The following is a 12976-nucleotide window of genomic DNA, read 5'->3' on the forward strand; positions in this document are numbered from 1 at the left end:
CGGTGGAAGCTCAGGCGCTTTCACGTCTCGCAGTGGAAACGAGAAACGGCCGCCGCTCGGCGACCTGGGAAAGATAATCATGAATTTCGTTTTGAGCGACATCGCGGATGCAGAAGCTGAAAAGGCCATCCGCGATCCCCTGGTGGCCTATAATCTCGCCCGTTTTGGCGAAAGCGACAAACGCGAACTCATCATCACCATCCGCGACGATGAGGACACCGTCATCGGCGGTCTTGTCGGCTATACCGGCCGCGGCTGGCTTTATGTGCAGCTTCTCTTCATCCCCGAGACCTTACGCGGTCAAGGCACAGGCGCGAAGCTTCTCGGCATGGCGGAAGAGGAAGCGAAAAAGCGCGGCTGCATGGGCGCTTATATCGACACGATGAACCCGGATGCGCTGAGGCTTTATGAGCGCTGCGGTTTCACCAAGATCGGCTCGCTTGCCCCGCTCTCCAGCGGCCAGGCGATCACATGGCTTGAAAAGCGGTTCTAATCCGTTCGAAAGAAAGCGGTTGGCGCAGCAGTGTCATGAGAGCGCCACCCGCCGCGTTTCCGCATTGATCATCGTTGCGGCAATCGCAGCCAGCACCAGCAGCCCGGCGAAAATGCCGATGGCGAAACCGAAGCCCTGCGCGATGGCATAACCCAGCAACGACGGCGCCAGAAGGCCGCCCAGCCTTGCCATGGCGCCCGCAGCCCCCATGCCGGTCGCACGCGATTCCGTCGGGTACAATTCGGGCGTGAAGGCATAAAGCGCACCCCAGGTGCCAAGCAGCGCAAAGCTCATGATCAGAAGCGACGTGGCGATCATTGCGCCGCCTGTAGCGAGCGTGAAGAGCAGGCAACCGAGGGCGGACAGCAGGCAGAAACCGATAAGCGTCGGCTTGCGGCCCCATTTTTCAACGCCATAGGCCGCAAGCGCATAACCGGGGATCTGCGCCAGTGCCACCAGCACGAGGAAACCATAACCGCGCACGAAGCCGAAACCGTCTCCCGCCAGTTTTGCCGGCATCCAGGTGAAGACGCCATAATAGGAAACGGAGACAAGGAACCAGATGGCAAGGATCATGATGCTGCGCTGTCTGAGCGCCGGCGAAAATATCCCCTGCCCTTTTGAAACCTCCGGCTGAAAAAGCCCTGTCCCGGCATCAAGTGGCGCGCGGCCGTTTACCACCAGCATACGGTTGACGATGACCTTGGCTTCGTCCGATCGGCCTCTCCGCACGAGGTAAAGCGGCGATTCGGGCACCATGAACCGTAAACCCAGACCCACAACGGCTGGGAAAGCCGTAACCGCGAAAATATAACGCCAGGCATCGGCAACACCGGCAAGGCTGGCGCCCCACGCTGCAAGCGCCACGATCAGGGTTCCGATGGCCCAGAAGCCTTCCAGCATGACCAGCCAGCGGCCCCGGTTCTTTGCGGGCAGGAATTCCGCCATCATCGCATAATCCACCGGCAGGGTGCCGCCGACAGCCGCACCCGTTAGAAAACGCAGGACAAGAAGAATGGCAAAGTTCGGCGCAAAGACGGAAAGCACACCGAACACGGCATCGCAGGCCACGGTGACGATCAACACTCGGCGGCGACCGTAACGGTCCGCCAGACGCCCGAAACCGGCAGCGCCTAAAAGCATGCCAAAGAAGAAGGCCGTCCCGGTTTGAAGGGCCTGCGGAACAGTCAGGCCAAACGTTAGGGCAATCGAGGCGGCAGTGAAGCCGACCGCCAGCACCTGCATGGCATCCGCTGCCCAGACGAGGCCGAAAATACCCATCAACCGCCGCTGATAGGCGCCCGCACCTGCGCGTTCCAGCGCATCGTTCATGGTGATTGCCGTCATATGCTCGCCCCCGTGCCGAAATCGACTATCGAGTGCTATCGCATAGGGGAAAGAAACGGAATTGAATTTTGCGAAGTACGATGCATGGTTTCAAGGCAGAACACCATCCCGTCATCTTTAGCGAAATAACCGGCCAGTGTATGGGCGACTCAACGCTCCGTCCCTCATTTCTGTGCCTGTCACAGGAATGAGGGAAAAGGACGCACTGGTGAGGGGCGGAAAATCCGACGTAACAAAATCCGTCAGCCGTAAACCCGAAGAGGCTCTTCGAAGCCGTCGTCTTCCGCCTGGGCTGCAGGCATGGCGGCCTCGCATTTGCGCCAGCCGATCTTGCCCTTCAGCCGCTGGTGCACGTCGTCACCAACAGGCACGACCAGCACCCGGTTCGGATCCACCGGGCCCGGAAAATCAAGCGCGGCGTAGGCGACCTTTTCGAAACCAAGCGGCATGTAATAGGGCGGATCGCCGATCAGAATGACGGCCTCCGAACCCTTCCGCCGGGCGGCAGCGATGGCAATCCGGACGAGTTCACGGCCGATGCCCATGTTCTTGTGCGACGGCCGCACGGCAAGCGGGCCGAGCATATGGCCTTTCACCCCACCGGCCAGAACCGGTGTCATGCGCACCGAAGCGATCGTCTCGCCATCATCGGCGCAGACGAAGGACAGCGACCGGTCATGCGGACCCTGCTCGCGAATGCGCGCGGCGGCACGGGTGTGCCGACCGGGACCGAATGCTTCTTCGTTGATGATTTCGATGATGGCGTCGTGCGACGCGTCCTCGGTGAGGTAGACAAGATCGTGCTTGGACATGAAGAGACCGAAACTTCCAAAATGCGGATGCGACAATAGATGACGGCTGCGCCGGTAAAGGCGTTCAGGAGCGTCAGCGTCGTCGGAGCATCCGTGTTTCGATCATAATCTACGATTTCCTCAGATTTGTGAAAATCGCAATTATCAGGAAAATTCCCACCCGTCCAGAACAAATCTCGGCACTATCCCATTCAGCCCATGCGAGACCGGAAACGCATTGTTCAATGCGCCACGGGTTCGCGGCACCGCGCTAAACGGTTAGGATTGCGGTCAAGGAAACAATCAAGGAGATCATCATGGGCATGCTGGTGGAAGGCGTATGGAAAGACGTCTGGTACGACACCAAGGAAACCAAGGGGCACTTCAAGCGCAGCGCCTCGCAATTTCGCAACTGGGTAACGGTGGATGGCGCGCCCGGGCCTTCCGGCGAAGGTGGCTTCAAGGCCGAGAAGGATCGCTACCACCTCTATGTGTCGCTCGCCTGCCCTTGGGCGCATCGCACCCTGATTTTCCGTAAACTAAAAAAGCTGGAAGACCTGATTTCCGTCTCTGTCGTCGATCCGCTGATGCTGGAAAACGGCTGGGAGTTCAGACCGGAAGGCGAACGCACTCCGGGTGCAACCGAGGACCACCTCTTCGGCTTCTCCACGCTGTGGCAGGTCTATACCAAAGCGGATGCCAACTATTCGGGACGGGTGACCGTGCCGGTACTGTGGGACAAAGAACGCGGCACCATCGTCTCCAATGAATCGGCCGAAATCACCCGCATGTTCAACGTGGCCTTCAACGACCTCACCGGATCGGCGGCGGATTATTATCCCGAAGCACTGCGCGCCGACATCGATGCGCTAAACGACGTTATCTACGACACCGTCAACAACGGCGTCTACAAGGCCGGTTTCGCCACCACCCAGGATGCTTATCAGCAAAATGCCGTGAAGGTGTTTGAAACGCTTGATATGCTGGAAGACCGGCTGGAGGACCGCCGTTTCCTGTTCGGTGCAGAACAGACGGAAGCAGACTGGCGTCTCTTCACCACGCTGGTGCGATTCGACCCTGTTTATGTCGGCCACTTCAAGTGCAACATCCGCCGCATTCACGATTACCCGCATCTCACGGGTTACCTCCGCGACCTCTACCAGACACCAGGCGTGCCGGACACAGTCGATATCCGCCACATCAAGGAACATTATTACCGCAGCCACCTCACCATCAACCCGACAGGTATCGTGCCCGTTGGCCCGGAACTGGACCTTACCATGGCCCATGGCCGTGAGACGCTTTCCTGACGGCAGAGACGCCGCCGCTACCAGTAGTCGGCAATCGCCGCTTTGCCGGAAAGTTCGGCAAGGCGGCGGCGGGTGGCGGGCGTCACATTTTCCGGCAGGTCCGAGAGATCGAAAAAACCGCTTTCGGTGATTTCATGATCCGGTTTTTTCGGCGTGGTCTGGGTAACCTGAAGCCGGTAGAGCGCCACATGATCGCGGTTGCTGCCTTCCAGATTAAGGTAGACATGGACAAGCTCGGGGGTCGACGTAGCCTCGAGATTGCCTTCCTCGCGGATTTCCTTGTTGAGCGCCATCAGCAGCGTTTCGCCGCGTTCCACCCCGCCGCCGGGCAGATACCAGCCGGGCAGATAGGTGTGCCGCACCAGAAAAATCCGTCCCGCATCATCGAAGCAGAGCGCACGCACACCGAGGGTGGCACCGCGTGTGAACAGAAAAACGAAATGAAGCAGGCGGATAAGGATACGCGTGTGGAACGGACGGGCCTGCCGCTCGGTTCTCTCGTCATTCACCCTGGTTTCTCCTTGCCGGCAGGCTTTTATTGGACGTGCCGCATATCATAGGTTATCTCTGCCGCCATGTTCAAACTTGCGCATATTTCAGACGTCCATCTCGGGCCATTGCCAAAACTCACTTTCCGGGAACTTGCATCCAAGCGTATCACCGGTTTCGTCAACTGGCACCGCAACCGCCGCAAGCACCTTTTCACCGACACGCTGGAAAAGCTGCTCGATGATCTCGAAGCCAAATCGCCGGATCATCTGGCTATTACCGGCGATCTCGTCAATCTTGCGACAGGCATTGAAATTCGCGCCGCCGCCGACTGGCTGGAAGAAGTCGGCGACCCTGAAAAGATCTCGGTCGTTCCCGGCAATCATGACGCCTATGTTTCCGGCGCGCACGACAAGGCCATGCGCGCCTGGTATCCTTATGTGCGGGGCGATGGCGACCCGGCGGAATGGGACGATGACCGCAAGATTTTCCCCTATATGCGCGTGCGCGGTCCCGTCGCACTGATCGGCTGCTCCACCTCGATTGCAACGCCGCCCTTCTCGGCCACCGGCTATTTCGGCAACCGTCAAGCACGCGCAACCGCGGAACTCTTAAAAAAAGCCGGTGAACAGGGGCTGTTCCGCGTGGTGATGATCCATCACCCACCGATCCGCGGTGCGGCGGCTGCGCACAAGCGCATGTTCGGCATTCGCCGTTTCGCGGCAGCGCTTGGCGTTGGCGGCGCCGAGCTCGTGCTGCATGGCCACACCCATTTGAACACCGTATACTGGCTGAATACTCACCACGGGCAAGAGCACATCCCGGTCGTCGGCATCGCCTCCGCCAGCCAGGGACCGGGCGGTGAAAAACCGCGCGCGGCCTATAATCTCTTCCATATTTCCGGTGGCCCCGGCACCTGGAATGTCGCCTGTGAACGCCACAGCCTCAACGATACCGGAACGGGTATCGGGCTTGAAGATATCAGGGTATTTTATGAGAATGGTAGGCCGTTGGGGTTCTCGCGGCTGGGGCGATAAACTCCGGAGTGTTGAGGTTAGAGTCTGTGGCTCACCCCCCTCTGCCCTGCCGGGCATCTCCCCCACAAGGGGGAGATCGGCAAGACGCTCTTTCGTCAATTCATTCTGAACGTTGAGATGGGCGAGACCGTACCTCAGGTCGATCTCCCCCCTTGTGGGGGAGATGTCCGGCAGGACAGAGGGGGTAGCCCCACCCCCAAACGCCAATTTTACTTAACCCGCTCTTCCAGCACCCGATTGGCCGCCGAAACAATCGCTTCCAGCGAAGCGCCAACAATATTCGTATTCACCCCGGCGCCGAACAATTTTCCGCCCGGATGCTCCATCTCGACATAGGCAATGGCGGAAGCATTGGACCCATGTTGCAGCGAATGCTCGGAATAGTCATTCACCGACAGATCGATGCCGAGATAGACCGACAGCGCATTGATGAACCCGTCGATAGGACCGGTGCCCTTGCCCTCGATGCGCTTCACCTCACCGTTATCGGTGATTTCGGCGGCGACAATGCGCACGCCCTTGAAATCGCCCGCCGGATAGGTGTGGTGATCGACGAACTTGATGCGCGCATTCGGCTGCGTCACGTAACGCTCCAAGAAGCGCTCGTAGATGCGCTTGGCCGGCAGTTCCACGCCCTCTTCATCGGTGATGCGCTGGATGTCTTCGCGGAACTCCACCTGCAGGTTGCGCGGCAGGTTGATGCCGTAATCCTGCTGGAGAATATAGGCGATTCCGCCCTTGCCGGACTGCGAATTGATGCGGATGATCGCTTCGTAGGAGCGGCCGACATCCTTCGGATCGATCGGCAGATAGGGCACTTCCCATACCGGGTGATTGGCAACCTTGATCGCCTTCATACCCTTGTTGATCGCATCCTGATGCGAGCCGGAAAACGCCGTATAGACCAGTTCGCCGACATAAGGGTGGCGCTCGGGGATCGTCATCTCGTTCGAATATTCGTAGACCGCCTTGATGCGCTCAATATCGCGGCAATCCAGCTCAGGATCGACGCCCTGCGTATACATGTTCAGCGCCAGCGTCACGACGTCGACATTGCCGGTGCGCTCGCCATTGCCGAACAGCGTGCCCTCGACACGGTCCGCACCGGCCATCAGAGCCAGCTCCGTCGCAGCGATGCCAGTGCCGCGGTCGTTGTGCGGATGCAGCGAAATGATGACGTTTTCGCGATTGTCGATATTGCGGCACATCCATTCGATCTGGTCGGCATAGATGTTCGGCGTGGCCATTTCGACTGTGGAAGGCAGGTTCAGGATCAGCTTGTTATCCGCCGTCGGCTTCACCACCTCGACCACGGCATTGCAGATTTCCAGCGCCACTTCCAGCTCGGTGCCGGTAAAGCTTTCCGGAGAATATTCGAAGCGGAAACCGCCGCCGGCCTTGGCCGCCATGTCGGTGATCATCTTGGCGGCATCGACGGCAATCTGCTTGATGCCGTGTACATCCTTGCCGAATACCACGCGGCGCTGCAATTCCGAGGTGGAGTTGTAGAAGTGGATGATCGGCTTGTTGGCGCCTTCCAGCGCTTCGAAGGTACGGGTGATCAGTTCTGGACGGCACTGCACCAGCACCTGCAGGGAAACATCCTCAGGCACATTGCCCTGCTCCACGCACCAGCGGGCAAAATCGAAGTCCGTCTGCGAAGCGGAGGGGAAACCGATCTCGATTTCCTTGAAGCCCATTTCGAGCAGCAGCTTGAACATGCGGGCCTTGCGGTCGTGGCCCATGGGGTTGACCAGCGACTGGTTGCCGTCACGCAGGTCCACCGAACACCAGATCGGCGCCTTGGTGATGGTCTTGCCCGGCCACGTGCGGTCAGGAATATTGATGGTCGGGTAAGGGCGATACTTGACGTTCGCGTCCGACATGCCTTTGGAAATATTGGTGATCTTGCCGTCCATTTCGCTTCCTCCTTGCGCATTCCGCGGGCTTCTCGAGCCATCGGCGGATGCGCGGCCCTCAAGGGCCTAAATCCAGTATAAAATGAGATTTCGAGATGAGGAGCGTTTGCGCCAGCGGGCTTTCGGCCGCCGGGCGCTCCTCACTGGACCCGGCAACCGCGTGTAAGGTCGAGGCTAAGAAGCGAGAGTGCACCGCACGGAGAGGCAATCGCAGAAATCTGCGCGCTCATGCCGGAAATGGTTGCGATGCTGTTGCTCATGGGCAAGCTTATAATCGGCGAAATATTTGGATGCAAGGGCTATTGTCTCTTCAATCCTTTTACGAAACCAGTCAAAGCCATCATCAACCCGCCACCGATCAGCCCCCAGAAGGCACCGGAGACACCGGCGAAGGAAAGGCCGGAGGCGGTGATGAGGAAGGTGATCGCCGCTGCCTCGCGTGTTTCCGGATCCTTGAAAGCCGCAACGGCAGAGCCGGAAAAGGCGCCCACCAGTGCAAGCCCCGCCACCGCCTGAATGAGGACAGGCGGCGCCAGTGCCACGAAAGCCGTGACCGCGCCCGCCAGCAGGCCGAAGACGATGTAGCCGACACCGCCGATGATCGCCGCCCAATAGCGCCGTTTCGGATCGGGATGGGCGTCCTCGCCAGCGCACATCGCCGCCGTAATCGCGGCAAGATTGACCGCATGGCCGCCGAAGGGTGCGGAAAGCAGTGAGAAGAAGCCGGTCGCCGCGAAAAGCGGTCCGGGCTGCGGATCGTAGTGATTGACCTTCAGCACTGCGATACCGGGAATATTCTGCGACGCCATGGTGACTATGAAGAGCGGCAGCGCGATGGAAATGACGGCGTGCAGGCTGAAGACGGGCGTCACCCACTCCATCGGAGGCGTCAGCGATTGCGCCACACGGTCAAGCGCCCCCGCCGGAATATCGACACCGAAGATCATCACCAGTACGAAAGCGGCAAGTGCCGCAGGCACGGCGAAAAGTCGTTTAAAGGCTCCCACCACGATCCAGGCAAGAATGATCGGCAATCCGAGCGCCGGGTTAAAGCCGATCGCCTTGATCGGCGCAAAACACAGGCCGATGATGACCCCGGAAAGCATGGCGTTGGCAAGTGGCGCTGGAATGGAGGCCACCGCCTTTCCGAGCGGCCGGAACAGGCCGGCAATGATGATCAATATGGCGCAGATGATGAACCCGCCCACGGCGGCCGGAAAACCGCCCTCGATCACGCCCGTGGTCGCCAGCAAGGCTGCACCAGGTGTCGACCATGCGATGCTGACAGGCATCCGCGTCGCGACTGAAAGCGCTATAGCGCAAACCCCCATCGCCACCGAAAGCGCCATCAGCCCAGACGCCGCCTCGAAATCCGTCGCACCGACAGCCTTCAGGCCCTGCAACACCACGGCGAAAGAACTGGCAAAGCCGACAAAGGCGGTCAGGCACCCCATGAACAGGCTCTGTACGGAAAGGTCTTTCATCAACATGGCGGTTCCCGGATCTTCTGTTTCCCTTGAAGATCAAAAAACCCAACCGCTGGCAAGATGCCCGCAGGCTGAACAGGTACGCCTTTTACCAGCGCAGAAAACGCGAACCGGCAAAAGCGCCGATCAGGCCGGTGATGAAAATGCCAAGCGAATACCAGATCAGCACGAAAGCCATGCCGTTTTCGGTGCAGAACCAGGAATAAACCCAGGCTCCGGCTGCACCCGCCGCAATGCCCGCCACAAAACCTGCCAGGGCTGGATCAGCCGGGGCTGAGCGTTTGAGAACTGAAAAATTCGCCAGGAATACCGGAAGCGCGAAAGCGACGATCAAAAACGGGCAATGCAGCGCGGACGACCCCAGAACAAGCGTCCTGTAATTGTCCGGAAAGGCAAACCCCAGCTGAACTAGCGCTATCGCCGCCATCACAACGAAAATTAGCGCAAGCCAAACGAAAAGGCAGCCGCTGTTCCCCTCGGGGCGGGTAAGGCGGCCGACCGCGAAAAACGCAGTCAGGGCCAGCAGGGCGTTATAGGCGGACTTGATCCAGAAACCCAGCTCGGTCAAAGCGTCGTGCATGTCGACCCGCGGCCCGAGAATGGCAAGCATCAGCAACAGCGAAACGCCAAGGCCAGGCAGGACGGCCAGCGCCAGCCGACGCTCCAGTGACAAGGCAGGCACGGGCTTGAGTCCGCTTGCCAGTTGTTCAATGATGTCTTCCGTCTTCCTCACGTTTCGCCTCGCAACTTTGCCGCCAGCATTTTAAGCGTCCTGTGAATGCCGACCCTCGCCGCAAGCTCGGTCTGGCCGGATTTTTGGGCCGCTTCGGCGATTGACTGACCCTCGAGTTTTACCCTGCGAATGAGGTCGCGTTGCCGCTTCGGCAACTCGTCGAGCAACCGTTCCACATCCATACGTGCCGTGACCTGATCGACGGACGATCCCGCTTCCAGCGTCTCATCAAGTTCCACTTCCGAAAGCTGGCGCGCACCCCTGCCCCTGTAGTGATCGATGAGTTTGTAGCGCGCTATCGAAAAGAACCAGGCGGTAAACGGCCTTGCTCGATCATAGGTCTCGCGTTTGGCGTGAAGCGACAACAGGGTTTCCTGAACGAGATCTTCCACATCCCCCCGTGAAGCGGTCCTCATGCGCCGGTCGAAATAGGCTGTCAGCAGCCTGCGTAGGGCATGGAGCAAATGCCTGTAAGCGCCCTCGTCCCCATCGAGGGAACGCAGCATCAGCATTTTTAATGTCTCTTCCGAAAGGCTGCCTGTCATCGTCACTATCGGGTTATTCGCAATCGGCGGGATATTGTTACATAATGGCGTGAAAAGAATCTCGCCCGAATATGATGTCACAAACGCGTGAGCGTGTAACGACACACGGATCCCCACCGAATGGACAATCGTGAGCCCCGGTGCAACGCCGGCGGACATTTAATGACGTCCAGAGGAGATCTTTCATGACCCGCATTTTTACCACCATCGCCACCGCTTCCATGCTGTCTGTTCTTTCTTTCGCAGGCATCGCCCATGCCGACGGCATGAAGACCGATATGACGAAAATGCACAACGACACCATGAAGACGCAGACGATGAAAAAAGGCGACATGTCCATGGCATCCAAAAAGGACTGCATGCACAAGGCTGACATGGAAATGAACAAGATGAAAAAAGCCGACATGATGAAGGCCTGCAACACGATGAAGTGATGCCGGCCGAACATTCAATGCACATGACCGGGAGCGGCACGTATCATCTTGCCTGAATGAAAAAAGCCCGTGCCGGTTTCCACCGGCACGGGCTCTCTCAACTAAAAATCAAAACCTTAGACTTCCGACTGGCTCTCGACGATCTTGCCGACGAGGCCGTAGCCCTTGGCTTCTTCAGCGCCGAGCCAGTAATCGCGATCGATGTCCTTGGCGATCTTTTCTTCGCTCTGGCCGGTGGCCTTGGCGAAGATCTTGATCAGGCGCTGGTTCATCTTGATGATTTCGCGGGCCTGGATTTCGATGTCGGATGCCATGCCGCGCGTGCCGCCGGAGGGCTGGTGCAGCAGGAAGCGGGTGTTCGGCAGGCAAAGACGACGTTCCTTCGGCACCGAAACATAGATCAGCGCGCCAGCGGAAGCGACCCAGCCCGTACCGATGATATAAACCTTCGGCTTGATGAACTTGATCATGTCATGGATCGAATCACCCGATTCGACATGGCCGCCCGGCGAATTGACGTAAACGCGAATGTCGTCGTCGCTGGCGGCGGCAAGTGCCACGAGCTGCGTGCAGACCTTCTGCGCCAGTTCCTGCGTGATGCCACCATAGATGAAGATCGAACGCGACTTGAAAAGATTCGCTTCCGTTTCCTTGCCGATCGGCAGTTCCTTGCTCTTGTCGTCTTCGTCTTCGTTCATCAGCGGCTCTCCAGCGTAATTCATGCATGCCCTTCGGACATAGTGCGACTTGTTACGTAAGGCAATGAGCAAAAAAGGCAAGGTTTGCGCCCCAACAATAAACATCGCCCCCGGCAGATGACGCATGGACAGCCTCTCAGGGTTCGCGGTATCGTCAGGTCCTCATTGCAGTGCCGCCGATTGCGGGAACCCCAAGATCCCCTTGCTGGCGGCGATAATCAAAAGAGGGAATCATGCTGAAAAGACTAAGCCTTGCTGCCGCAGCGCTCGGCGCCACCGCCCTGCCCGCTTTCGCCCATTTGAACCCGGAAGAACACGGCTCCTTCATGGCTGGCGTCTCCCACCCCTTCTTCGGTGCGGATCATATTCTGGCAATGGTTGCCGTCGGTCTCTGGGCATCGCAGATCGCCATGGCGCAGAATGACCGCAAGGCCCTGTGGATCGTGCCTGCCGCCTTCGTCGGCACCATGGCCATTGGTTTCCTGATGGCCGTTTATGGCATCGGCCTTCCGTTTGTCGAACCGGCCATCCTGGCCTCCGTCATCGGCCTCGGCCTGCTGGTCACGATTGCGGCAAAGCTGCCGACGGCAGCCGCTGCGGCCGTGGTCGGCGCTTTTGCCCTTTTCCACGGCCATGCCCATGGCGGTGAACTCGGCAGCGCCGGCGCCCTGCAATTCGGCATCGGTTTCATGATAGCAACCGCGATCCTGCATCTCGCAGGCATCGTGCTTGGCCTGCGCATTGCCCGTTTCGGCTCGGCCGCAAGCCGTACCGCCGGCGCGCTGACGGCAATAGCGGGCCTTTCGCTTGCCTTCGGCGGGTGACGATCATTACCGAAATTTAAAGTTTCGGCCGCTTTGAAAAGCCTGAATTTGGACCTACCTCCTTATCGTTGATTTCCGCTTCACGGTAAGGAGGCATCATATGTCACCGGAAGAAAGCCAACTTCTCAAGGCCCTGTTCGACAGGACAAAAGCCGCATCCGCCACCCCGCGCGACCGCGAGGCGGAAATATTGATCGCAGATGCCGTGCGCGATCAGCCCGCAGCCCCCTATTATCTCGCCCAGGCTGTGATCGTTCAGGAAAAGGGTCTGGAAGCGGCAGCAGCACACATCCAACAGCTCGAAGACCGCATCCATGCGCTGGAAAGCGGTAATGCGGCCCCGCAAGCAGCCGCACAGGGTGGTTTTCTGAGTTCGATCTTCGGCACCGGCCAACAGCAATCAACTGCTCCGGCGCCCGTCTCGCCACCGCCCCAGACATCATGGCGCAACGATACCGCAGGCCAGACAGCCGGTCCCTGGGGCTCACCAGCCGGCCGCGCACCTGATCAGCAGCCCGGTGGTCTCTGGAGCCAGCAACCCGCAGCAGCCGGACGCTCCGGCGGCGGTTTCCTGCAAGGCGCGCTCGGCGCTGCTGCAGGTGTTGCCGGCGGCATGCTGCTCGCCAATTCGCTGAGCGGTATTTTCGGCAACCACGCATCGTCGCTCGGCATTGGCTCGCCATTCGGCGGCGGCAATCCGCTGGGCAACAATGCACCGGTCGAAGAAACCGTCATCAACAACTACTACGGCGACAGTTCCTCCCAGCCGGACAATAGTAACGATGTCCAGCAGGCCGACTACGACGACAGCGCCGATGACGATTTCGATCAAGGCGACGACGGGTCGTTCGCCTGAACGTTTTCAACAG

At 59.1% G+C, this 12976-nt stretch carries 14 protein-coding genes; 6 read left to right on the forward strand and 8 right to left on the reverse strand.

Annotated features, from left to right (window positions below; genetic code table 11):
• Positions 1 to 79 precede the first annotated feature (79 nt).
• The gene (locus ACQZ6D_RS06325) at positions 80 to 493 is read left to right on the forward strand and encodes a GNAT family N-acetyltransferase (protein WP_065659144.1); all 414 of its coding nucleotides are present in this window, start codon (positions 80 to 82) and stop codon (positions 491 to 493) included.
• A 33-nt stretch (positions 494 to 526) separates the two neighbouring features.
• Here ACQZ6D_RS06325 and ACQZ6D_RS06330 read toward each other — a convergent pair whose 3' ends face one another.
• Both ACQZ6D_RS06330 and ACQZ6D_RS06335 read right to left on the reverse strand, forming a co-directional pair.
• A complete protein-coding gene (locus ACQZ6D_RS06330; RefSeq protein WP_065659143.1) occupies positions 527 to 1840 on the reverse strand; it encodes an MFS transporter in 1314 nt (437 codons plus the stop codon).
• 242 nt (positions 1841 to 2082) lie between these two features.
• The gene (locus ACQZ6D_RS06335; protein ID WP_013636617.1) at positions 2083 to 2652 is read right to left on the reverse strand and encodes a GNAT family N-acetyltransferase; all 570 of its coding nucleotides are present in this window, start codon (positions 2650 to 2652) and stop codon (positions 2083 to 2085) included.
• A gap of 296 nt (positions 2653 to 2948) precedes the next feature.
• Here ACQZ6D_RS06335 and ACQZ6D_RS06340 point away from each other — a divergent pair, with 296 nt between their 5' ends.
• Positions 2949 to 3941 carry a glutathione S-transferase family protein gene (locus ACQZ6D_RS06340; RefSeq protein WP_065702297.1) on the forward strand — a complete coding sequence of 331 codons (993 nt, stop codon included), beginning with the start codon at positions 2949 to 2951 and terminating at the stop codon, positions 3939 to 3941.
• A 17-nt stretch (positions 3942 to 3958) separates the two neighbouring features.
• On the opposite strand, the gene ACQZ6D_RS06345 is transcribed toward ACQZ6D_RS06340, so the two are convergent.
• A complete protein-coding gene (locus ACQZ6D_RS06345; protein WP_013636619.1) occupies positions 3959 to 4450 on the reverse strand; it encodes an NUDIX domain-containing protein in 492 nt (163 codons plus the stop codon).
• A gap of 66 nt (positions 4451 to 4516) precedes the next feature.
• On the opposite strand from ACQZ6D_RS06345, the gene ACQZ6D_RS06350 reads away from it, so the two are divergent.
• Complete coding sequence (locus ACQZ6D_RS06350; protein ID WP_013636620.1) at positions 4517 to 5467, forward strand: metallophosphoesterase family protein; 951 nt, start codon at positions 4517 to 4519, stop codon at positions 5465 to 5467.
• A gap of 209 nt (positions 5468 to 5676) precedes the next feature.
• Here ACQZ6D_RS06350 and leuA read toward each other — a convergent pair whose 3' ends face one another.
• The 4 genes from leuA to ACQZ6D_RS06370 form a co-directional block, all read right to left on the reverse strand.
• Positions 5677 to 7386 (reverse strand): 2-isopropylmalate synthase, encoded by a 1710-nt coding sequence (gene leuA / locus ACQZ6D_RS06355; protein WP_065702296.1) that lies wholly within the window; start codon positions 7384 to 7386, stop codon positions 5677 to 5679.
• Positions 7387 to 7685: 299 nt separating this feature from the next.
• Positions 7686 to 8873 carry a benzoate/H(+) symporter BenE family transporter gene (locus ACQZ6D_RS06360; protein WP_025594186.1) on the reverse strand — a complete coding sequence of 396 codons (1188 nt, stop codon included), beginning with the start codon at positions 8871 to 8873 and terminating at the stop codon, positions 7686 to 7688.
• A gap of 88 nt (positions 8874 to 8961) precedes the next feature.
• Positions 8962 to 9606 (reverse strand): NrsF family protein, encoded by a 645-nt coding sequence (locus ACQZ6D_RS06365; RefSeq protein ID WP_019565192.1) that lies wholly within the window; start codon positions 9604 to 9606, stop codon positions 8962 to 8964.
• Positions 9603 to 10118 (reverse strand): sigma-70 family RNA polymerase sigma factor, encoded by a 516-nt coding sequence (locus ACQZ6D_RS06370; RefSeq protein ID WP_065702529.1) that lies wholly within the window; start codon positions 10116 to 10118, stop codon positions 9603 to 9605. Before ACQZ6D_RS06370 ends, ACQZ6D_RS06365 begins: the two co-directional genes overlap by 4 nt.
• Positions 10119 to 10336: 218 nt before the next feature.
• Between ACQZ6D_RS06370 and ACQZ6D_RS06375 the strand changes: the two genes are divergently transcribed.
• Positions 10337 to 10585: a pentapeptide MXKDX repeat protein gene (locus tag ACQZ6D_RS06375; RefSeq protein ID WP_003513561.1), complete on the forward strand. Its 249-nt coding sequence runs from the start codon at positions 10337 to 10339 to the stop codon at positions 10583 to 10585.
• Between the two features lie 116 nt (positions 10586 to 10701).
• On the opposite strand, the gene ACQZ6D_RS06380 is transcribed toward ACQZ6D_RS06375, so the two are convergent.
• Positions 10702 to 11283 carry an ATP-dependent Clp protease proteolytic subunit gene (locus ACQZ6D_RS06380; RefSeq protein WP_003513567.1) on the reverse strand — a complete coding sequence of 194 codons (582 nt, stop codon included), beginning with the start codon at positions 11281 to 11283 and terminating at the stop codon, positions 10702 to 10704.
• Between the two features lie 233 nt (positions 11284 to 11516).
• On the opposite strand from ACQZ6D_RS06380, the gene ACQZ6D_RS06385 reads away from it, so the two are divergent.
• A complete protein-coding gene (locus ACQZ6D_RS06385; protein WP_003513569.1) occupies positions 11517 to 12107 on the forward strand; it encodes a HupE/UreJ family protein in 591 nt (196 codons plus the stop codon).
• 100 nt (positions 12108 to 12207) lie between these two features.
• Complete coding sequence (locus ACQZ6D_RS06390; RefSeq protein WP_038491837.1) at positions 12208 to 12963, forward strand: DUF2076 domain-containing protein; 756 nt, start codon at positions 12208 to 12210, stop codon at positions 12961 to 12963.
• Positions 12964 to 12976: the final 13 nt, after the last annotated feature.

This window comes from Agrobacterium sp. 22-3639C2, assembly GCF_053522105.1.